Annotated in this window: 19 protein-coding genes; 1 reads left to right on the top strand and 18 read right to left on the bottom strand. The window is 42.7% G+C overall.

What is annotated here, in order from left to right; translation table 11 throughout:
- Positions 1-23: 23 nt before the first annotated feature.
- A complete protein-coding gene (gene mfd / locus H8S37_RS01340; RefSeq protein ID WP_186874261.1) occupies positions 24-3,371 on the bottom strand; it encodes a transcription-repair coupling factor in 3,348 nt (1,115 codons plus the stop codon).
- Positions 3,372-3,376: 5 nt separating this feature from the next.
- Positions 3,377-3,955: an aminoacyl-tRNA hydrolase gene (gene pth / locus H8S37_RS01335; RefSeq protein WP_186874260.1), complete on the bottom strand. Its 579-nt coding sequence runs from the start codon at positions 3,953-3,955 to the stop codon at positions 3,377-3,379.
- Between the two features lie 123 nt (positions 3,956-4,078).
- On the opposite strand from pth, the gene H8S37_RS01330 reads away from it, so the two are divergent.
- Complete coding sequence (locus tag H8S37_RS01330) at positions 4,079-4,510, top strand: FMN-binding protein (RefSeq protein WP_186874259.1); 432 nt, start codon at positions 4,079-4,081, stop codon at positions 4,508-4,510.
- 14 nt (positions 4,511-4,524) lie between these two features.
- Here H8S37_RS01330 and H8S37_RS01325 read toward each other — a convergent pair whose 3' ends face one another.
- The 16 genes from H8S37_RS01325 to mraZ all read right to left on the bottom strand — a co-directional run bounded on the left by H8S37_RS01325 (position 4,525) and on the right by mraZ (position 21,408).
- Positions 4,525-4,788 carry a glyoxalase gene (locus tag H8S37_RS01325; RefSeq protein WP_186874258.1) on the bottom strand — a complete coding sequence of 88 codons (264 nt, stop codon included), beginning with the start codon at positions 4,786-4,788 and terminating at the stop codon, positions 4,525-4,527.
- On the bottom strand, positions 4,781-5,458 hold the full coding sequence (locus H8S37_RS01320; protein WP_186874257.1) for an HAD family hydrolase: 678 nt from the start codon (positions 5,456-5,458) through the stop codon (positions 4,781-4,783). Before H8S37_RS01320 ends, H8S37_RS01325 begins: the two co-directional genes overlap by 8 nt.
- A 108-nt stretch (positions 5,459-5,566) precedes the next feature.
- Positions 5,567-6,349 carry an RNA polymerase sporulation sigma factor SigG gene (gene sigG, locus H8S37_RS01315; RefSeq protein ID WP_186874256.1) on the bottom strand — a complete coding sequence of 261 codons (783 nt, stop codon included), beginning with the start codon at positions 6,347-6,349 and terminating at the stop codon, positions 5,567-5,569.
- 203 nt (positions 6,350-6,552) lie between these two features.
- Positions 6,553-8,163, bottom strand: a complete 1,611-nt coding sequence (locus tag H8S37_RS01310; RefSeq protein WP_186874255.1) for an MBL fold metallo-hydrolase RNA specificity domain-containing protein — start codon at positions 8,161-8,163, stop codon at positions 6,553-6,555.
- A 59-nt stretch (positions 8,164-8,222) separates the two neighbouring features.
- Entirely contained in the window at positions 8,223-8,963 is a 741-nt protein-coding gene (gene sigE / locus H8S37_RS01305; protein WP_186874254.1) for an RNA polymerase sporulation sigma factor SigE, read from the bottom strand.
- Position 8,964: 1 nt separating this feature from the next.
- Complete coding sequence (locus H8S37_RS01300) at positions 8,965-9,750, bottom strand: sigma-E processing peptidase SpoIIGA (protein ID WP_186874253.1); 786 nt, start codon at positions 9,748-9,750, stop codon at positions 8,965-8,967.
- 172 nt (positions 9,751-9,922) lie between these two features.
- Positions 9,923-11,104 carry a cell division protein FtsZ gene (gene ftsZ, locus H8S37_RS01295; RefSeq protein ID WP_186874252.1) on the bottom strand — a complete coding sequence of 394 codons (1,182 nt, stop codon included), beginning with the start codon at positions 11,102-11,104 and terminating at the stop codon, positions 9,923-9,925.
- 156 nt (positions 11,105-11,260) lie between these two features.
- Positions 11,261-12,013, bottom strand: coding sequence for a cell division protein FtsQ/DivIB (locus H8S37_RS01290; RefSeq protein ID WP_186874251.1), 753 nt, complete (start codon positions 12,011-12,013; stop codon positions 11,261-11,263).
- Positions 12,014-12,047: 34 nt separating this feature from the next.
- The gene (ftsW, locus tag H8S37_RS01285; RefSeq protein WP_186874250.1) at positions 12,048-13,133 is read right to left on the bottom strand and encodes a putative lipid II flippase FtsW; all 1,086 of its coding nucleotides are present in this window, start codon (positions 13,131-13,133) and stop codon (positions 12,048-12,050) included.
- Between the two features lie 13 nt (positions 13,134-13,146).
- Positions 13,147-14,505: a UDP-N-acetylmuramoyl-L-alanine--D-glutamate ligase gene (gene murD / locus H8S37_RS01280; RefSeq protein WP_186874249.1), complete on the bottom strand. Its 1,359-nt coding sequence runs from the start codon at positions 14,503-14,505 to the stop codon at positions 13,147-13,149.
- Between the two features lie 2 nt (positions 14,506-14,507).
- Positions 14,508-15,464: a phospho-N-acetylmuramoyl-pentapeptide-transferase gene (gene mraY / locus H8S37_RS01275; protein ID WP_186874248.1), complete on the bottom strand. Its 957-nt coding sequence runs from the start codon at positions 15,462-15,464 to the stop codon at positions 14,508-14,510.
- 72 nt (positions 15,465-15,536) lie between these two features.
- Positions 15,537-17,261, bottom strand: coding sequence for a peptidoglycan D,D-transpeptidase FtsI family protein (locus H8S37_RS01270; RefSeq protein WP_186874247.1), 1,725 nt, complete (start codon positions 17,259-17,261; stop codon positions 15,537-15,539).
- A gap of 84 nt (positions 17,262-17,345) precedes the next feature.
- Positions 17,346-19,364 carry a peptidoglycan D,D-transpeptidase FtsI family protein gene (locus tag H8S37_RS01265; protein WP_186874246.1) on the bottom strand — a complete coding sequence of 673 codons (2,019 nt, stop codon included), beginning with the start codon at positions 19,362-19,364 and terminating at the stop codon, positions 17,346-17,348.
- Positions 19,365-19,376: 12 nt separating this feature from the next.
- On the bottom strand, positions 19,377-19,922 hold the full coding sequence (locus tag H8S37_RS01260; protein WP_186874245.1) for a hypothetical protein: 546 nt from the start codon (positions 19,920-19,922) through the stop codon (positions 19,377-19,379).
- 79 nt (positions 19,923-20,001) lie between these two features.
- Positions 20,002-20,937: a 16S rRNA (cytosine(1402)-N(4))-methyltransferase RsmH gene (gene rsmH, locus H8S37_RS01255; protein ID WP_186874244.1), complete on the bottom strand. Its 936-nt coding sequence runs from the start codon at positions 20,935-20,937 to the stop codon at positions 20,002-20,004.
- 33 nt (positions 20,938-20,970) lie between these two features.
- Positions 20,971-21,408, bottom strand: coding sequence for a division/cell wall cluster transcriptional repressor MraZ (mraZ, locus tag H8S37_RS01250; protein WP_186874243.1), 438 nt, complete (start codon positions 21,406-21,408; stop codon positions 20,971-20,973).
- Positions 21,409-21,419: the final 11 nt, after the last annotated feature.

The raw sequence follows: 21,419 nt of genomic DNA, 5'->3' as shown, positions 1-21,419 counted from the left end.
TCTGTCTGAAATTTTGTAACAGTTCAGCCCGCTTTTAAGCGCTCCATATCCAGCAGAAGCTTTTCTGTTACTTTCAGTATATCTTCCTGTTTCTTCTGGATATTTTTCCCCTTCCTCTGATAAAGAAAATACGGAGGCTCTTCATTTTTAAATGTCAGGCTTCCCGCATACGCTTCCAAAAGCTCTGGTATTTTCTGTGGCTCCAGACGTGCCTTCTCATACATCGTAATTTTCAGTTCGCTGCCTTTTTGTTCCACTGCAGTCACATAACAGGAATGTGCCAGTGCTTTTAAGCGGGCGATACAAAGAAGCTGCTCCACTCTCTTTGGAATATCTCCAAACCGGTCTATCAGTTCTTCCGTCATATCCTCTAATTCTTCTTCACTTTCAATTCCGGCAATCCGTTTATAAATATCAAGCTTCTGATATTCATTTGGAATATATGTCTCTGGAATGTAGGCATCTACATTTAAATCCATTGTTGTAGTAAATATTTCTTCTTCCGATTCTCCTTTTAACCGCCTTACTGCTTCTCCAAGCATTTTGCAGTATAAATCATATCCCACTGCCGCCATATGCCCGTGCTGCGCCTCTCCGAGCAGGTTTCCTGCGCCTCTTATTTCCAGATCCCGCATAGCGATTTTGAACCCAGAGCCCAGATCTGTAAATTCTCTTATCGCCGCCAGGCGTTTCTCCGCTACCTCCTTTAAAAGTCTGTCTCTGCGGTACAGCAAAAATGCATATGCCATGCGATTCGATCTTCCTACTCTGCCTCTAAGCTGATATAACTGGGAAAGTCCCAGACGGTCTGCGTCATGGATAATCATAGTGTTTGCATTGGATATATCCATACCTGTCTCAATGATGGTTGTACACACCAGAACATCAATGTCCCCATTGATAAAATCATACATAATATTTTCCAGCTGGCGCTCATTCATCTGTCCATGTGCAAAAGAAACATTTGCCTCAGGTACTAGTCTTTGTATCCTTCCTGTTATATCAGCAATATCTGTCACCCGATTATATACATAGTATACCTGTCCGTTTCTTGAAAGCTCTCTTACAATCGCCTCGCGCACCATCTCGTCATTGTATTCCATCACATATGTCTGAATCGGCATCCGATCCATAGGCGCTTCCTCAAGTACACTCATATCTCTGATTCCTATCAGGCTCATATGGAGTGTACGCGGGATTGGAGTGGCAGTCAGTGTCAAAACATCTACATTCTCTTTTAATTTCTTAATCTTTTCCTTATGCGTAACTCCAAAGCGCTGCTCTTCGTCGATCACAAGGAGCCCTAAATTTTTATATTGTACGTCTTTTGACAGTACTCTATGAGTACCAATCACAATATCTACCAGCCCCTTTTTCAAATCCTCCACCGTCTTTTTCTGCTGCAGTGATGTCCGAAATCTGCAAAGCAGGTCAATACGCACAGGGAAATCTTTCATCCGCTGCACAAAGGTATTGTAATGCTGCTGTGCAAGAATCGTTGTAGGCACTAAATAGACTACCTGCCGGCCTTCCTGTACAGCTTTAAACGCCGCGCGTATGGCAATCTCCGTTTTCCCATATCCTACATCCCCGCAGATAAGGCGGTCCATAATTTTCGCACTTTCCATATCCCGCTTTGTATCTTCAATGGCATGAATCTGATCCTCTGTCTCCTCAAAAGGAAACATCTCTTCAAACTCCTTCTGCCACACTGTATCCTGCTCATAGGCATACCCTTTGGACTGCTGCCTTTTTGCATACAGCTCTACTAAGTCCTTTGCAACCTCCTGTACTGCCCCTCTTACCTGTTTCTTTGTTTTCGCCCACTGGCTGGTGCCAAGCTTATTCAATTTAGGCTTCTTAGCGTCTGCTCCTGCGTATTTTTGAATTAAATCTAACTGTGTCGCCAGAATATATAAACTTCCTCCATCTGCATAAGAAATTTTCATATAATCTTTTGTCACTTTGTCTATTTCAATTTTTTCAATTCCCTGATAGATACCCAGGCCATGATTTTCATGGACTACATAATCCCCCACTTTTAACTCGGAAAAATTCTGGATTTTCTGGCCTTCATAAGCACGCCGTTTTTTCTTTTTCTTCTTTTTCCCGAATATATCCGTTTCTGAAATCACCATGAATTTCAGCATGGGATACTCGTATCCTTCTGCCACATGACCATACGCAGCCATAATTTCGCCGGGTTTTACTTTCCTCTGCATATCTTCACTATAAAAACTGCTCAAATCATAATCGCGCAGATCCTCCGCGAGCCTTTTTGCTCTCGTTCTGGAGCCAGAGAGAAGAACAACTCGGTACCCCGCGCTTTTCAGCCTTTTCAAATCTCGGGTCAGTAATTCAAAGCTATTGTTGTATGGGTTCACTCCCTTTGTCTGCATGCTAAAAGTGCTGTGTACTTTAAAAGAGCCGCATTTTGATTCCAGCATAGTAAGGGCGATTCCAAAATACTCATTCATCTCCTCTGCAATCCTTTTGACTGGATATACAGTGAGATCCTCTCCATCCTCATCTATTCCCGCCGTCTCCCGTTTTTCTCTGCTATGCAGATATTCCGCCTCTACTTCCTTGGCACGCTCTGTCAGGCGGATCGGCTCGTCTAAAAATAACAGGCTGTCTTTCTTCGGAAAATACTCCAAAAAGGAAACATTTCTTCCTTTTTCTTCTTTTTCTTTCGCCGGATATATTACAATCCGTTCTAAATTCTCTACGGAACGCTGACTCTCCACATCGAAGGTACGAATAGAATCAATTTCATCTCCCCATAATTCAATCCGCACAGGCAATTCCTCTGTCAAGGGATAGACATCTAAGATTCCTCCCCGCACTGCAAACTGTCCTGGCCCCTGTATCTGTTCTTCCCGTTCATACCCAAGCTGGGAAAGTCTTTTTTGAAGCGCTGTAAAGTCTACAGAATCCGCATTGGATATACAGATTCTCCTCTTTAAAATTTCATCCGGAGAAGGCAATCCATCTAAAAACGCATCTATTGTTGTAATCACTGTGATAGATTGGGACATTTCCTTTTCCACAATAGCACGGATTACTTCCATCCTCCTGCTTACCAAAAGACTTCCCTGAATATCTGCCTGGTAAAATAATAAATCCTTTGCCGGATACAAAAATACATTTTCGTCCAAGAAACGGTATTCTTCATACGCTTCTTTTGCTTTTTCTTCACTGGAAAAGGCGATGATTTTGTATTCAAAACCATCGCTGAGTGCATACATCAGATGGGTTTTCTGCGATTTTACACACCCCGAAATCTGCACAAATCCTGCTTCTTTTTTTCGCTCTTTTCTTATTTCCTGATAATCCGCGAGTTCATTAAGCGGCGCCAAAAAAGCCTGCATATCCTCTATTCATCCTTCTTTTTTCGATTAAATTCATTCATCGCCGACGTTATCTCTCCAGAGAGAATCCGTTCCGCGGCTATAACCGCGTGCGCATATCCCTCCTGCATTTTTTCTTCCTCATTTTTTGTAAAATGTCCTAGTACATAATCCGCTAAATCCTGTTTCGGAGGTTTTTGTCCGACTCCGACTTTTATCCGCAAAAACACCTGGTTTCCCAGATGGGCAATAATATTCTTGATTCCGTTGTGCCCTCCGGCGCTTCCCTTTTCCCGGATTCGAATCTGCCCTGGGTTCAGGCTGATATCATCATAGATGACAAGCAAATTAGAGACCGTATCTATCTTATAGTAATCCACCAGACTTTTTATACTCTCTCCACTCAAATTCATGTATGTCTGTGGCTTTGCCAATATCACTTTTTGACCGGCAATCATTCCCTTTCCAATATATGCCCTGTGCTTTTTTGTATCTACTGCTATATTATATTTTTCCGCCAACGCATCTATTACTTCAAATCCAGCATTATGCCTGGTCCCTTCATAGTCCCGCGTCGGATTTCCTAATCCTGCTATAATAAACATATCTTTCACCTCTCACTTCACGTATTCATTTTACAGGATGACTCTTTGTTTGTCACGCAAAGATACGAATATTTTTCCTATCCGTGTCATACACTTATAAAAAATACATTGGGAGGTTACTCTATGGGTTCCAAAACAAAAATTGTCGTCCTGCATATGAAAGAAATTATCTACACTGCTGTTTTTGCAGCGCTTGCCATTCTTTTGATCGTCCTGCTTGTAGTAATGTTCAAACCGGACGGAAACGGGAAAAATGCAGATACGAAAAAATATACTCCGGGTATCTATACTTCTTCCCTTACATTAAATAACACAAACCTGGAGGTAGAGGTATCCGTAGATGAATCCCGAATCAACTCCATCCGGTTCTCTAATCTGGATGAAGCAATGGCAACGATGTTTCCACTCATCCAGCCCGCCATAGAAGATATTGCGGAACAAATCTATGATACCCAGTCCTTAGAAGAAATTGCACTCTCTGAGGATACCCCTTATACATCACAGGTTATCCTGGATGCAATCAAGGAAGCCGTTGAAAAAGCCGCAGTCGAATAACTGCGGCTTTCTTTTCACCCTTCTACAATCAGGTATTTTCCATTGGGAAGAACGAATACTTCCGAAGCTTCTTCCAGTTCCTCTTTCGACATCTCTTCTACATCTGCTCCGATCTCCTCAAAATATTCCTTCACTTCATCCAGCGATTCTACAACAACCGCCATACAGTCCTCCAGAAATGCTTCTGCCTCTTCCAGTGTCTCCGCGACCGGTTCATCAAACAACTGAGATTGGTTCTTCAGAAAAGTAAGTAAACATTCTTCATCATACTCATTCATGTCCATTTTCCTCCTTTTTCTCTATCAGCTTTATGATTTCGTCCGGGGAACCGACAATATATCCGGCGCCTGCTTCCTTTAGCTCTTTGGCTCCTCTAAAGCCCCATGCCACGCCTATCGTCAGCATTTTTGCCGCCCTTCCTGTAGCAATGTCCACCTCTGAGTCACCGATATAGATCGTTTCCTCCACTGTGGCTCCCAGACTTTTTGCAATCGCAAGCGCTGCAGAAGGGTCTGGTTTTCTGGGTACACCTTCTTTCTGACCCTGAATCTGGTCAAACCTTCCTCTTCCAAATACTTCCTCTGCCACCTTTACTGCCTGGGCATCCGGTTTGTTTGACAGTACAGCAAGCTTCATTCCTCGTTTCTTGAGCACATCGAGAAGTGTTTCTATCCCTTCATAAGGTATTACATGATATGTGCAGTTTGCGTCAAATATACGTCTATACCGTTCCATCCCTTCCTCAAGACGGCTTTTGGCGTCTTCACCGCTTGTTAAGAGTGCCTTCTCTATCAGTACTCTTGCCCCATTTCCCACAAATCTTCTGCACTGCTCCTCTGTAATGAAAGGAAGCCCCATCTCCTGTAATGTCTGATTTACCGAAAAAACCAGTGATTCTAAAGTGTCCGCCAGTGTCCCATCCAAATCAAAAATACAAGCCTTGTACATCTTCCCTTTTTCATCCCTTCCTTTTTGCCTTGCTGACAATCTATGAATATCATAGTATGAAGTTCTGGAAATTTCAACTAAAAACAGAGCATTTTTTCAATATCGGCATTATTCTCCGAGCAGATACTGCCGCATTACTTTTAATGCATTTTTTTCCAGTCGGCTCACCTGTGCTTGTGAAATTTTAATTTCCTCTGCCACTTCCATCTGTGTTTTTCCTTCAAAAAAGCGCAGTGTAATAATATACCGTTCTCTTTCATTCAGTCTCTCCATCGCAGCCTCCAAGGATAATTCCTCAATCCAGTTTTCTTCTTTGTTTTTCTTATCGCTTACCTGATCCATCACGTACAATGTATCCCCGCCGTCGCTGTATACCGGTTCCTGCAGGCTCATAGGCATCTGAATTGCGTCTAAAGCAAATACAATGTCTTCTTTGGATATCCCTATCTCATCCGCAATTTCCTGCACTGTTGGTTCCTTCAGATGCTTTTTGATATACCCTTCCTTTGCATAGATCGCCTTATAGGCTGTATCCCGAAGAGAACGGCTTACGCGGATAGAATTATTATCTCTTAAATAGCGGCGAATCTCCCCTATAATCATTGGCACTGCATAAGTCGAAAACTTTACCATCCGTTCCGGATCAAAATGATCGACTGCTTTCATAAGGCCGACACAGCCAATCTGAAATAAATCATCCGCATTTTCATTGCTTGCCGCAAATCTTTTGATAACGCTTAAAACCAGCCTTAAATTTCCCTTAATATATTCCTCCCGCGCCTGTTCATCCCCTTCCTTGATACGCACAAAGAGTGCCTCCTTTTCTTCCTCCTTTAAAAGAGGCAGCTTCGCCGTATTCACTCCACATAATTCTACCTTATTTAACGCCATTTCAAGAATCCTCCTAGAAACATTTTCTAATAAAATGATTCTCACAGTAGGCACAAGATATGCGGTAAGGAAGAAAATTTTATAAACTTTTAGCCCTTGACAAAAAATTACGGTCTGTATTCTGTACAAACAGGAAATCCCATCTTTCCTGTAGTATAGACTACAGACCGTCTGTGCCTCCAACCAGGCGTTCTATCTATGTTTTATTCGATTTTATCCCATTTTTCTGCCAGATTCTGTATTTGACTTTCAAATTTTGCTTTATCTTTATTAGACATACCCTCGTTTCTTGTGATGACATCCAGAAGATAACGACCTGCCCTCATAAGACGTTCATATGCAGAATCTGCTTTTTTCTGAACAGCTTTCTTTGCTTTGACAGGAATCCGAACCCCTTCAGCCAGTATTTCATTGCTCAGCAGATCCACCTGTCCGCACGGATACGGAGCCCAGGCTTTTACTTGCAGGTTCTCTTCTATCGTTCTGGCAAACTCTTCGGTCACCTCATCCTCTCCATGGACAACAAACACTCTCTCAATCGGACTTCTAAAGCCCTTCAGCCAGGCAAGAAGCCCCTCTTTATCCGCATGTCCACTCACCCCATGAAGACTTTCTATCCTCGCCCGTACCTCAATTTCTTCTCCGAAAAGTTTTACCTTCTTCTCTCCGCCCAGCAGTCTGCGCCCTAATGTTCCATCTGCCTGATAGCCCACAAACAGTACGGTACATTCCGGACGCCATAGATTGTGCTTTAGGTGATGGCGAATTCTGCCTGCATCACACATTCCCGATGCGGATACAATAACCTTTGGCTTTTCAATAAAATTAATCAGCTTAGAGTCATCACTCGTGGTAGAAACCTTCAGTCCTGGAAATACAAGCGGATTGATACCCGCATTGACCAACTCCATTGCCTCTGTATCAAAGCAGTCTCTCATATTTTTTGTAAACACCTTTGTTGCCTCAATTGCAAGAGGACTGTCCAGATACACTTCAAAATCCGGAAACTCACTTAATAAATTCTTTTCTTTGATTTCCCTGATAAAATACAATATCTCCTGTGTTCTTCCCACAGCGAAAGACGGGATCACCACATTTCCGCCTTTTTTAAATGTCTCTTTTAATATCTGCGTAAAATCTCCCACATAGTCAATCTTTTCCGTCGTATGCACCCGATTGCCATAGGTGGATTCGATCACGATATAATCGGCTGTCTCCGTATAAGTAGGATCTTTGATAATCGGCTGGTTCGTATTCCCTACATCTCCGGAAAAAACAATTTTCTTTGTGACATTTTCCTCTGTCACCCACACTTCGATACTTGCCGATCCAAGCAGATGTCCTACATCTGTAAAGCGAATCTGTATTCCTTCGCAGATAGTAATCCGTTCTCCATATTGGCAGGGAACAAGCAGCTCAATTGCATCGAGCGCATCCTGCATGTCATAAATCGGTTCATAGAGGGGAGCTCCAGAACGCTTTCCTTTTCTATTGCGCCATTCTGCCTCAAATTCCTGAATATGCGCACTGTCCCGAAGCATAATATTGCAGAGATCTGCCGTCGCAAACGTTGTCATAATCTGCCCTTTAAATCCATCCTTTACGAGTTTAGGCAGCATGCCGGAATGATCGATATGTGCGTGTGTCAAAAGGACATAGTCAACCTCTGCCGCTGCAAGAGGAAGTCCGGGATTTTCATACAAATCTGGGCCCTGCTCCATTCCGCAGTCGATCAGAATATGTTTCCCTGCCGCCTCAAGCAGATGACAGCTGCCTGTCACTTCGTGGGCTGCTCCTATAAAGTTCAGTTTCATAAGCTTCACCAACCCTTTTTTTCTTATTGTACCACCTTTTTATGCGATATACACCTCTTTTATTCGTATCGTACCATTTCTCTTTTGAGTCTCTGCATAATTTTCTTTTCCAGACGCGAGATATAAGACTGCGAAATTCCAAGCAAATCTGCCACTTCCTTCTGTGTCTTTTCTTTTCCTTCTGGATTGTCAAGGCCAAACCGCATTTTGATGATCATCTTCTCCCTGCTGGAAAGCTTATTGATTGCACGGACAAGTAATTTTCTCTCCGCCTCATTCTCCAGATCTTTATAGATTGTATCCTCCTCCGTTCCTAAAATATCAGAAAGGAGCAGTTCATTTCCATCCCAGTCTACATTTAATGGCTCATCAATAGACACCTCTAGCTTTGTCTTATTATTCCGCCGCAGATACATTAATATTTCATTTTCAATACACCTTGACGCATAGGTTGCCAGCTTGATTTTTTTCGTCGGATTAAACGTATTGATGGCTTTGATAAGTCCAATGGTTCCGATAGAAATCAGATCCTCAACTCCAACACCCGTATTGTCAAATTTCTTTGCTATGTAAACGACAAGCCGCAAATTATGTTCAATCAACAGCTTTTTTGCCTCCTGGTCATATTCAGAGCCAAGCCTTTGTATCACTTCCGTCTCCCGTTCGTTATCCAGCGGCGCCGGCAAAACTTCTGACCCTCCAATGTAATGGATTTCCTTATGGTTTGCAAACAACAGACTTCGTATATCGGGTATTACTTTTAATTTAAACTGCTGCGGTACAGCGACTTTTACAATCATTTTATATTCCTCCTAATATGTCAGGATTCAAAATCATCTGATATGCATCCTGTTCTGATATTCTTTCTTCTCCAATTCCAAGCACCGGACGAAACACCCACTTTTCTTCCTCCATGTGAATACACATTCGTTCGATCACAAAAGCAGGCATTACACTTTCTTTCCCGACACACCGGTATGGTATGTAGTGAAACCCTTTCAGCGGTTCCTCCTTACAGATAGTTTTGGCAAACACTTTGTCTATGATACTTACCGGTTCTCCCGTCAAAGAATCCTCCAAAGTATTTCCTGTATCAATCAGAGCCTTGATTTCATACTCTCCTGTATTCGTATACAATATGACCGTACAGATATTCTTCTGTTCTCTTCCAGTCCTTCTTAAAAATTCCCATCCCTTTATCAACAGGCAGTAGCTGCACACAGCAGCGAAAAAAAACAGGCTTGCTGTTCGGATATAGGGATGTAGAAACTGTAAAATTCCACCCAGAAGGAAAGAAGACAGGTACAAAAGACACAAGGCTTTTCCCAGAGCTTTTATTCCTTTTATCTTTATTCCAGCTTTTATCATTATGGTATTTACCACCATATGGAATAGCAAAAATTTAACGGCTCCTGGAAGCGGCAGGGAAATTACCAGACAGGTAAGCCCGCTTCCTACAGCGCTCCCTAAAAATATACGACCATATGTAGATGGGCTTTTGATTACTTTATTCACTGCAAGAAGAAGCAGGGAGTCCATCATAAAGTTCTCCAAAAACAACACGTCTATGTATAACTCATAGTACATGCTCCACCTTCTTTCTCCTTGGTACAAATCGATTTAGCACTCAAGCACTGCCTATTATAGTCTTGTTCTTTTTGAAAATTTGTCAGATACTGACATAAGATATGGAATATGTTTCGACAAAAACAGCCTGTCCCTATACAGGACAGGCTGTCTGGTTTAGATTTTTTATTACTTATTTCTTAAAGAAATCCGGTATCTTAATGGACTGTTCCTTTACATTGCTGGACGGAGTGCGCGGCTGCTGCAATGTCGGCATTGTACCGCCAGCCGTTCTCTTTGCAAACCCACCGGCAGTTCTTCCTTCTCCGTCAGAAGCTCTTCCAAGCATATCTCCGGATGGAAGAATAGAACCTACTTTCTGCTGACCCTCTAATCTCGCTTTTAACTTAGAAGCACTTCCGCCTACATTATGTAATCCTGTAGCAATGACCGTAATTCTCGCCTCATCTGATTTTGTATCATCATACATTGCACCAAAGATAATATTCGCGCTCTCACCTGCCAGCTCCTGTACATAGTCTGCCGCATCAGAAGCATCCATCAAGGTAATGTCGCCGGAAATATTAATAATCACATGGGAGGCACCCTGGATCGTTGTCTCAAGCAGCGGACTTGCCACAGCCTGCTTTACAGCCTCCAATGCCTTATCGTCTCCGCGGCCTTCTCCAATACCAATATGTGCGATACCCTTATCCTTCATAACTGTCTGGATATCTGCAAAGTCCAGATTGATAAGAGATGGAACGTTGATCAAATCCGTAATACCCTGGATACCCTGTTGAAGAACCTCATCTGCCTTTTTCAATGCCTCCGGCATCGTTGTCCTTCTGTCAACTACTTCTAACAGTTTATCATTCGGAATTACGATAATTGTATCTACATTTTCTTTTAATTTATCAATTCCCGAAAGCGCATTTGCCATTCTCGTCTTAGACTCAAACCGGAAAGGCTTTGTCACAACTCCGACAGTCAGCGCCCCTTGTTCTTTTGCAATTCTCGCTACAACAGGAGCCGCCCCGGTTCCGGTTCCGCCGCCCATCCCACAGGTAACAAAAACCATATCCGCACCTTTTAACGCTGCTGAAATCTCTTCTGCGCTCTCCTCTGCCGCTTTCTCTCCTACTTCCGGCTGCGCTCCCGCGCCAAGTCCTTTCGTAAGCTTCTCCCCAATCTGCATTAAAGTCGGCGCTTTACATAACTGCAATGCCTGCTTGTCCGTATTTACTGCTATAAATTCCACACCTGCAATCTGCTCGTCAATCATACGATTTACCGCATTATTTCCGCCGCCGCCGACACCGACAACTATAATTCTTGCAGCTGCTTCTGATTCATTGGTTTTAATTTCTAACAAGAGTATTTCCTCCTTTGTCGTCCTATTAATTTTTTTATACATCCCTTTATTGAACGATATAATCCAATAAGTATATAATATAGTCTTTTTAGCAAATAATCAATAGATTTTTTTGTATTTTCTTGCATTTTCACACACTTTTTATTCTCTATTCTGCTATTCTCCCTCCGCTGCTTCCGGCACAAAACGAATCGCTGTATTTGAAGTGTCATAATTTTCCAAATGCAAAATTCCCGCCTGATCTGGATACTGCTCTGTCAGCTTTTCAAGAATAGGCGGAATCTGTGCAATACGATCCTCATATTCTTTTTTTCCCAATTGAACAGTCACCACTCCAAACGTAAGATAAATCTCTCCTCCCGGGCAGGATATGCTGTCCGGATTGAGCTGGTATTTTTCTAAATATTTAGAAACTTCCACAATTTTCTGAAAAATATTTTTATCTGACACAGGAAGCGCTTTTCCTATCTTTACCTTAGACAGCTCTACTTCCATGCCCTGAATATAAGGTACTCCCTCTATCACCTTTTTCGTGCGCAGGCTCGCAGTTCCCTCTTTGTCAAAATACAGATATGCATTGTCATAATCAATGTATCCTATCATCGTCTTTTCCTTTACCTGCACCTTTACAGTCCAAGGAGATTTTAGAGACACCTTCATCTCTTCCACGCCGGAAGGGAGAGTCGGATTCATAAAACGATATTTTAAAAAAGTATAAAGAGAATTGACAGACAATTTATCCTTCGAAATCCACGTCACAATCGAATTCTCGCCATAATAAGAGTTTCCTGTCACCTGAATGTTTTTTGTCCGGAATCCAAACACCACAATCACGCCAAGCAGGAACAATGTCAGAAAAGTAATCAGAATTTTTCTTCCTGTTTTCCTCTTTCGTCTCTTTTTCTTCATTCAAATTCCTCCTTCATGTACATACAGGTGTGTTCTATTCTACCAGATTGGACACACTTAACACAAGCCCCATTTCTAATAGAAGAAACACCACCGAGGTTCCTCCATAACTGATAAACGGCAGTGTAATTCCTGTATTAGGAATGGTATTTGTTACAACCGCAATATTTAAAATTACCTGAATCATCATATGTGCCATCGCGCCAGACGCAATCATTGCTCCCAGCAGATCTTTTGCCCGCGTCGCAATCACAAAAAAACGCCAGATAAGAATCAGAAACAACAGAATAATTATACTTGCACCCACCAGCCCTAATTCTTCGCATATAATAGAAAAAATCATATCATTTTGTGCTTCTGGAAGAAATCCCAGTTTCTGGACACTCTGTCCGAGCCCTCTTCCAAACAGCCCTCCGCTTCCGATCGCATAGAGTCCCTGCAAGGTCTGATATCCTTTCTCATACTGTTCCGGATTTCTCCAGATGGCAAGGCGCTCCAGCCGGTAGCTTTCCAGTGCCAGAAACACTGTAAGAAATGCGGCGGCTGCTGCCCCCATCCAGATAAACTGTGCATATTTCGGACTCGCTACAAACACCAGTACGACTGCAATTCCAAGAATAATGATAGCTGTACTCAAATTGCTTGCACCTACCAATCCCACAATGGGGAGCACAGGAAGCATCACCTTAATCAATGTTCTGAATTTATCCATCTTCTTTACATTCTTCGTAATCAGACAGGCGAGAAACAAAATGACTGCCACCTTCGCAAATTCAGACGGCTGAAATGAAAGCGGGCCCAAAGACAGCCATCTTTTGGACCCGTTGTACTCATCTCCTACTAATATAACGGCAACTGAAAGGGCGATTGCTGCCAAATACCCCAGATTCGCCAGTGGAACCCACCTGTGATAATCAATCCTGGCAACGATAAACATCCCTGCAATTCCAAGTAAAGTCGCAAATCCCTGTTTTTTTAAATAGTAAAAGGAATCATGGAACTTTGTTTCGCCATTATACGCACTCGTACTGTAAAGCAAAATCAATCCGATTCCTGCTAAAATGATCACCACAACCAGCAGCGTATCGTCATACCGCCTCTTTTTTGCCGGACGCTCCAATAAAATTCACTCCTTATAGCTGATTTACAAGTTCTTTGAATTTATCTCCACGTTCCTCATAATTTTTAAACATTCCCCAGCTCGCACATGCGGGTGACAAAAGCACCGCATCTCCAGGGGCAGCCATCTCCACACACAAAGAAAATGCCTCTTCAAATGTATCTGCCAGTACTACGTCCTTAAAGCCTAATTTCTCCGCCGTTTCTGCGATCTTTTCTTTTGTCGCCCCGATGAGAACCAGCTTTTTTACCTTCCCGTCAAAGGACTGTATCCATTCCTCATAGGAGGATTCTTTATCATATCCGCCTCCAATCAGAAGCGTCGGTCTTTTCATTGCCCGAATCCCCCGGATTGCCGCGTCTGGGTTTGTTCCCTTAGAATCATTATAGTAAGCGACCCCGTTCTTTTCCGCAACAAACTCGATTCTATGCTCTACACCTTTAAATTTCTTCACCGTTTTTTGAATACTTTCTATCGGTATTCCATAAGAAAATGCCATTGCAGCCGCAGCCATCACATTTTCATAATTGTGTGTCCCTAAAAGCTGCAGTTCCTCCACATGACAGAGCTGTATTTTTTCTCCTAAGTCAAACACAATACTGCCGTTTTCTAAGTATACACCTCTCTTAAGTTTACGCTGGCTGCTGAAAAATAGAACCTCTGCTTCTATTTTTTCTCCGAATTTTCTTGTCACTTCATCCTCATAATTTAGGATACAAAAGTCTGTTTTTGTCTGATTCCCGGCAATCTTTTCTTTCGCCTCAATATATGCCTCCATCGTGTGATGACGATTTAAATGATCCGGCGTAATATTCAAAATAGCGCTTACCTTTGGTCTAAACGTATGTACTGTCTCCAACTGAAAGCTGCTCATCTCCGCAACAATTACAGAGTCGCTCTTCGTCTCCAGTGCAATATCTGTATATGGATTTCCTATATTTCCAACGACAAAGGTATCTTTGCCGGCCTCTTTCATAATCTCTCCAAGCAGCGCCGTTGTTGTTGTCTTACCATTTGTTCCTGTAATAGCCAGTACCTCTCCCTTACCGAACACATAAGCAAGCTCAATCTCTCCCCAAATCGGAATTTTTCTTCTGCGCATTTCCTCCACAATCGGCAGGTCTGTCGGAACTCCAGGACTTATCACTGTCAAGGACAGCGAATCCAAAACCTCTAAAGGCAGTTCCCCTAGGATCACTTCTACTTCGCCCGCTGTTCCACCAGCTATTTGAGCGTGTATTTTTTCTTTATCCAGGGATACATTCCCATCATACAAAACCACCTTCGCTCCCTGACACAGAAGAAGCCTGCCTGCCGCTGTTCCACTGATTCCAGAACCAAATACAAGTACCTTTTTTCCTTTTATGTTCATCTTTATACCCCCATCAGCGCAATCAGGCAGAGGATCGCTGTGATAATAGAAAATACTGCAACCACTCTTGTCTCAGACCATCCGCACAGTTCAAAATGATGATGTATCGGTGCCATTTTAAAAATTCGTTTTCCGCCGGTTTTCTTAAAATATGTTACCTGGATCATAACAGAAGCAACTTCAACTAAATAAATCAGACCTACAATGATAATATACAGGGGCATCTGCATCATATAAGCAGTTCCGGCGACAAAGCCTCCGAGGGCAAGAGACCCTGTATCTCCCATAAATACACTCGCAGGATAAACATTGAACAAAAGAAATCCCAGCAGAGCACCTACAACCGCACAGGTTATCGGTTCCACTCCACTCTTCGTTCCAATAGCGACCACTGTAAAAAATGTTGCTACTAGGACTGTCACGCTGGACGCAAGCCCATCAAGCCCATCTGTAAAGTTCGTTCCATTGACAGTGCCAATGACCGCAATAAACAGAAGCGGGATCGCTGCCCAGCCGACATCCAGATATTTTCCGTCTGAAAAAGGAATCAAAAGAGTCAGCGGCACATGTGCCACTTTTACAATATAATAGGCAAATACTGCTGTCACTACAATCTGAAGCGCCATCTTCTGTTTCGGATATAATCCATCCGAACGTTTCATCACCACTTTTAAATAGTCATCCAGAAAGCCGATAATTCCAAATCCTACTGTCAGAAACAGTATTGGAATAATTTCGCTGTATTCTTTTACATATAACAGCGAGGTAATAATAATACTGGCGAGAATGATGATTCCTCCCATTGTAGGAGTACCTGCCTTTTTCAAGTGGGACTGTACACCCTCCTCACGCTCTGTCTGCCCCATCTTCAGTTTTCTCAGGAAAGGAATTACCACCGGTCCTAATATCAGACTGATTGCAAAGGATATAAGCACCGGAATAATTACGTCATTATTCATAAATACACCTCTTCATCTCTTTTGTCTTTACAGGTTTACGCTCAAAATACCCCATACAGTATACAGCATAACCTATTCTTTTTCAATCCCCATATACGGCAGGACATTGTCAAAAATATTTCGCAGAACAGGAGCCGCAATCGTACCGCCATAATAGACACCCTGCGGATTGTGAATCACAACCATTCCCAATATCTGTGGATTATCTGCAGGCGCAAATCCGATAAATGAAGAAATATATTTGTTCGCACTTCTTGGAAGTGTCTGGGAGGTTGCCGTTTTTCCTCCAATAGAATATCCTTCAATATATGCATTTTTTCCAGACCCCTCTGCCACCACAGACTCCAAAAGCATCTGCATTGTCTTTGATGTATCCTCTGATACAATCCCTTTTTGTGTCTCATAAGAAAAACGCTCTATCTCATTTCCTGCTTCGTCCAAAACTGCGACCCCTAAATGCGGTGTAACCCGCGTACCTCCATTTATCAGAGAACTCACTGTCGTCGCCATCTGTATCGGAGTGATCTGAAAAGACTGTCCAAACGCCATTGTTGCAAGTTCTACGGTTCCTATATCTTCTTTTTTGTGCATAATCGTACCTGCCTCTCCCGGCAAATCTACATTTGTCATATCTAATAATCCAAACTGCTCAAAGTAGTCGTAAAATTTTTCTGCCCCCAGCCTAAGGCCAATGTCGATAAATACTGGATTACAGGAATTCTGAATTCCTTCTACAAATGTTTCACTTCCATGGCCGCCTACTTTATGGCAGCGGATTTTTCTGTCCTCTACAATCCGATAACCCGGACAGGAAAAAGTATCATCCAAAGATACTACGCCTTCCTCCAGACATGCCGATGAAGTAATGATTTTAAATGTAGAGCCTGGCTCATATGTATCATTGATACAGCCATTTCTCCACATCTGATTCAATGCATCCTGTAATTCCTCGTCTGATAAGGTTTCTTCATTCACACCAGTATTTAACTCATAAGGTTCATTTAAATTAAACTCCGGCACATTTACCATAGATAAAATTTCCCCATTCTGTGGATTCATAAGCAGAATGGACACGCTGTCCGCCTGTTTTTCTTCCATTACCTTCATAGCCGCCTGTTCGCAGTATGCCTGCATATTATAGTCCAGACTGATCTGAAGTGTCTCTCCGGCAACCGGTTCAATTCTGTCCTCCGCGATTCCCTCCAGTTCAATCCCTCTTGCGTCTGTCATGGTCAGAATCGTGCCGTTCGTCCCTTTTAAATAGTCTTCATATTTTACCTCCAGGCCGATAATACCCTGGTTGTCTCCTCCGGTAAATCCGAGCACCTTGGACGCCAGTTCATTATAAGGATAATATCTTTTGTAGTCTTCATCTACCTTCACTCCAGCCAGATTATAGTTTCGAATCCTGTCTCCTACCTCTTTTTCTACATTTGTCTTTACTTTCTCCATGGAAGACACTTTTTCTACTTTCTTTCTCACTGTTTCCTCATCCAGCTCCAGTTCTTTTGCCAATGTCTGTATCACCAGTTCTTCGTCCTCAATCTGACTGTGAATCACAGAAATCGTGCAGACTGTTTTGTTTGTCGCCAGGACAACCTTATTCCTGTCTACTATTTCTCCTCTCGCCGCCTTGATTTCCCGTTCTCTTTCATGCAATGCCTTTGCCATTTCCTGATAATATTCTGCGTCAAATACCATCAGATATACCAGTCTTGCGATCAATCCAAATAAAATAACAAACGCGCACCCAAATACGACTAAAATTTTCTTTTTATTATATGTTTTGTTCTTCATAAAATAAATGACCTTACAAAAGAATCTTTCTAAAACATATTAATTCTTCTGTAAGGTTATTCATTCTCTTATCTTATAATCGGATTATTCCGATGGTGCTCCCGTGGCCCAGTCATCCAAATCTGGTGTATAACTGTCATCCACATATGCCCCGTCTTCGTTGCTGTACGTGTCTTCATAATTTGCGTCAAAATCTGTATATTCCGTCTGTGTATCCCCGCTGTTTGCTTCTGTGTCTGTACCGCCGCTTTCCGGTGTATATCCATCTATGGTTGTAATATCCAGATACGGAAATGCCTGCGCCATAATATTCTGTGCTAATTCCAACACAAGCGCACTGTTATCCTGGTTTTCCACATTCGGTTCGTCAATTACCACATACACCAGCACTTCTGGATTCTCCTGAGGCGCATATCCGGCAAAGGAAAGTAAATATTTCTTATCATCCCGCGGCAGCTTTTCCGCGGTGCCTGTCTTTGCTCCAATGTCATATCCCTCCACATTCGCCGCTGTTCCTGTCCCATATTCCATTGTCCCCTTCATATACTGTTTCAGCTGTGCGGAAGTCTCTGCAGAAATCGTTTTTCTAAGCAATACCGGATCCTTTGTCTCGATTACTTTACCGTCCTCATCCTGTATTTGTTTTACTACATGGGGCTCGTAATAATATCCTCCATTAATCAAAGAACAAAATCCCGCTGCCAGCTGTGTCATCGTCACATTAAATGTCTGCCCGAAGGAGTTGGTCGCCAAATCCGTAACCTGCATCGTATCTGCTGTATAGAGAAGCGGTGCTGTAGACGCTTCTCCCGGCAAATCAATCCCTGTATACTCTCCAAAGCCGAAAACCCTCTGGTATTTTGTAAAATTTTCAATCCCAATCGCTTCGGCAATATGCATAAGCGCCACATTACAGGAATATGCAATGGCATCCTGCACAGATACTGTCCCATGACCTGTTTTTAAATGGCAGCTGATGTCATAATCTCCTACATGCAGGTAACCGCCGCACTCATATGTTTCATTTCCTGTGATTGCTCCTGTCTCCAGACCAGTCGCAACGGTAAAAGGCTTGATTGTAGAGCCAGGCTCAAAGGTATCACTGACACAGAAATTTCTCCACAATGTATTCATGGCCTCCACCTGCTCTTCTTCCGACATTGCCTTCCACTCTTCTTCTGAATATAAAGAAGACAAATCCCTCGGATTGTTTAAATCAAAATTGGGATAGGATGCTTCTGCCAGAATTTCTCCTGTATTAGGATTCATAATAATCACTGCTGTATTCTTGCTGCCTGTCTCTCCCTCTTCTGCATATTTGCTGTTGAAATCTAAAATACACTGTTCCACAATACTCTGCAGCGTCACATCAATCGTAGAGACAACGGTATTTCCATTCTGCGGGGCCTTTACTGTACCTTCCACCGACGACTTGCCCGCAAAATAACCGTACTCTCTTCCATCTGTACCGTTTAACACATCGTTATAGGCGCTCTCTATTCCGACAGCTCCTTCATTTCCCGAAACAGTAAAGCCCACTACGTCACTTGCCAGCGTATTATATGGATACACACGCTCATAGTCGTCTTCCAGCCAGACCCCTTTTACATTCGGGTAATTTTCTGTATCGTTCTCAATGTCCTGAAACCTTTTCGCTGTCTCATATTCTACACCTTTTGCAAGTATTTCATACCTGCTGTCCGGATTTTTTTCTATCACTTCATCTACAGTGCTTTCCTCTATTCCGAAGCAGTCTTTTAATACTTCTCTGGTTGGATTCAGATATTCTTCCTTAGAGGTTACTACTTCTACGTCTAAAATTACATTGTAAACTCGTTCGCTGGTGGCCATCTTCGTACCGTTACGATCTACAATATCTCCTCTTTTATATGGAATCACTCTGCTGTCATAGCCCTGCTGATCCAAAACAATCTTTGTATATCCACTGCCTTTGGAAGCATTAATATATGTAATTCTTCCTATAAGAACAACAAAAGCCAGTATAATTGCCATAAACAACAGTACCAGCTTTTTTTGCATCCTCGTCGGAAATTTTTTTGTTAAAAACTCAAATCTGTTTTTTCGCTTATTTTTTCTAGCCATTTATTAAAATCCTTACTCCGTTACGCTCTTAGACTGTGCCAGCACCCCGTCTTTCGGAATATCACTGTACTGCCTCACGTAATCACTCGTCGGGCTGTCATACTCAATCACTGTTCCCTGTGCCGCATAGACCATCCCGAGCTCATCCATTGCTTTGCTGCGCACTTCTTCCAGATTTACAGAATCTGTAGCTGCATTATAAGCTGTATCATTGGCTTCTGTCAAGTCTGTCAATTCCTGCTGCAGCGCCGTAATATTTTCTGAACGGCTTACTATATCTGATTGAAGCTGCAAATACATCATACATACAAATACTGCGCAGAATGCTGCTACTACAAGAAAGCCTGCATATGCCGGACTTATACTAAGCGCTCTGTTTCTATTTTTTCTGACTTGTCTGCTTGTCCGCCTAGGTTGCTCTGTGTGCTCTCTTGTCTCTCTCTTTGGCAGAATCTCCGCCTGGCGTACGGTATTTCCATAGACATAAAATGCTCTCTGGTCTCCGCCAGCATATCTTTGTTGCCTGTAACTGTTTGTATTTCTTCTTGCTGTTGCCATAAGCGTCTGCCCCTTTCTTAATCTGTTTTGTCAGGCTCTCCCCTTCCTGACATCTTATATTTTTAGATACTCCCAGTTGTTACAGTCGTTCAAAAACCCGAAGCTTTGCACTCTTAGAACGGCTGTTGTTCTCCATCTCTTCCTTAGTCGGAAGGATCGGCTTTTTTGTAACCACTCTTCCCTTTGCTGTTTTCCCACAAACACAAACCGGAAAGTGACTTGGACAGGTACATGGATTTTCATTCCTTTTAAAAGTACTCTTTACAATCCTGTCCTCCAGTGAATGAAACGTAATGATGCATATCCTTCCCCTTGGATTTAACATCTCTATCATCTCATCCAGCGAACCTTTTAAAACTTCCAGCTCCTGATTTAATTCAATCCGAATCGCCTGGAATGTCCTCTTTGATGGATGTCCGCCTGTTTTCTGAATCTTCATCGGAATCGCCTGCCTGATTACTTCATTAAGCTGTCCTGTCGTTTCTATCGAATGTATCTTACGCTCCCTGACAATATGTTTTGCAATATTTTTTGCAAATTTGTCCTCCCCATAGTCGCGGATAACCCGATATAGCTCCATTTCACTGTAATCATTGACAATGTCTCTTGCTGTTTTTGTCTGTCTCTGATCCATTCTCATATCCAGAGGAGCATCCACACGATAGGAAAACCCTCTGTCTGCAGTGTCCAATTGATAAGACGAGACTCCAAGATCCAGTACAATACCATCTACTTTTTCAATTCCCAGTTCACCTAGCCTCAACTTCAAGTCACAATAGTTGCTTCTGATAATTGTGACCTTCTCCCCAAAGTCAGACAGCCGGCTCTTTGCCGCTTCAATCGCCGCGGCATCCTGGTCTATTCCTATAAAACTCCCCTTGCTGCTTAAACGCCTGCACACTTCAAAGGCATGTCCCCCTCCTCCGAGTGTCGCGTCTACATACGTCCCATCTGGTTTTATTTCCAGACTTTCTACTGTTTCCTCAAGTAATACTGATGTGTGCTTGAATGCCATCCTTCTCTCCCACCTTGCCTTTACTGTTTCAAATCAGATGCGGATCCCGATTGATTCCATACGTTCCGCAATCGCATCCAAATCTTCTTCGCTGACTTGGCTTCTCTCTTCCCAAAGCGCTTTATCCCAGATTTCCACGCGATCCTGAACTCCCACTAAAACCACGTCTTTTTCCAGGTGTGCAACTTTCCGTAAAGATGGTGGTACCAGCACTCTCCCCTGCTTATCAAAACTGCCTTCTGAGGCACTTCCGAAAAAGTAACGCTTAAAGATTCTGGCATCTTTATTCATTCGTGGCAAGGTTTCCAGTTCAGCAACAAATTTGTTCCATTCTTCCTGTGAGTAGACAAAGAGACATCCCTCCAGCCCATTGCAGATTACGAAACTCTCTCCCAAATCGTCCCGTAATTTAGCTGGAATGATTAATCGGCCTTTTTCATCAATGCTATGATTAAACTCCCCTAATAACATCTGGAACCCTT

This window comes from Mediterraneibacter hominis (genome assembly GCF_014287475.1).
Lineage (GTDB): Bacteria > Bacillota > Clostridia > Lachnospirales > Lachnospiraceae > Mediterraneibacter > Mediterraneibacter hominis.
This window is presented reverse-complemented; position numbering and strand designations above follow the sequence as displayed.

Coding starts and splice junctions, on each gene's coding strand:
- pth (WP_186874260.1), bottom strand. CDS start 3,955: ATGTTTATTATAGCAGGATTAGGAAATCCGACGCGGGACTATGAAGGG.
- H8S37_RS01300 (WP_186874253.1), bottom strand. CDS start 9,750: ATGTACTATGAGTTATACATAGACGTGTTGTTTTTGGAGAACTTTATG.
- H8S37_RS01290 (WP_186874251.1), bottom strand. CDS start 12,013: ATGAAGAAAAAGAGACGAAAGAGGAAAACAGGAAGAAAAATTCTGATT.
- mraY (WP_186874248.1), bottom strand. CDS start 15,464: ATGAATAATGACGTAATTATTCCGGTGCTTATATCCTTTGCAATCAGT.
- H8S37_RS01325 (WP_186874258.1), bottom strand. CDS start 4,788: ATGAATGAGTATGATGAAGAATGTTTACTTACTTTTCTGAAGAACCAA.
- mraZ (WP_186874243.1), bottom strand. CDS start 21,408: ATGTTATTAGGGGAGTTTAATCATAGCATTGATGAAAAAGGCCGATTA.
- murD (WP_186874249.1), bottom strand. CDS start 14,505: ATGAACATAAAAGGAAAAAAGGTACTTGTATTTGGTTCTGGAATCAGT.
- H8S37_RS01330 (WP_186874259.1), top strand. CDS start 4,079: ATGGGTTCCAAAACAAAAATTGTCGTCCTGCATATGAAAGAAATTATC.
- mfd (WP_186874261.1), bottom strand. CDS start 3,371: ATGCAGGCTTTTTTGGCGCCGCTTAATGAACTCGCGGATTATCAGGAA.
- H8S37_RS01270 (WP_186874247.1), bottom strand. CDS start 17,261: ATGAAGAACAAAACATATAATAAAAAGAAAATTTTAGTCGTATTTGGG.
- sigE (WP_186874254.1), bottom strand. CDS start 8,963: ATGATTGTAAAAGTCGCTGTACCGCAGCAGTTTAAATTAAAAGTAATA.
- H8S37_RS01310 (WP_186874255.1), bottom strand. CDS start 8,163: ATGAAACTGAACTTTATAGGAGCAGCCCACGAAGTGACAGGCAGCTGT.
- sigG (WP_186874256.1), bottom strand. CDS start 6,349: ATGGCGTTAAATAAGGTAGAATTATGTGGAGTGAATACGGCGAAGCTG.
- H8S37_RS01260 (WP_186874245.1), bottom strand. CDS start 19,922: ATGGCAACAGCAAGAAGAAATACAAACAGTTACAGGCAACAAAGATAT.
- H8S37_RS01320 (WP_186874257.1), bottom strand. CDS start 5,458: ATGTACAAGGCTTGTATTTTTGATTTGGATGGGACACTGGCGGACACT.
- rsmH (WP_186874244.1), bottom strand. CDS start 20,937: ATGGCATTCAAGCACACATCAGTATTACTTGAGGAAACAGTAGAAAGT.
- H8S37_RS01265 (WP_186874246.1), bottom strand. CDS start 19,364: ATGGCTAGAAAAAATAAGCGAAAAAACAGATTTGAGTTTTTAACAAAA.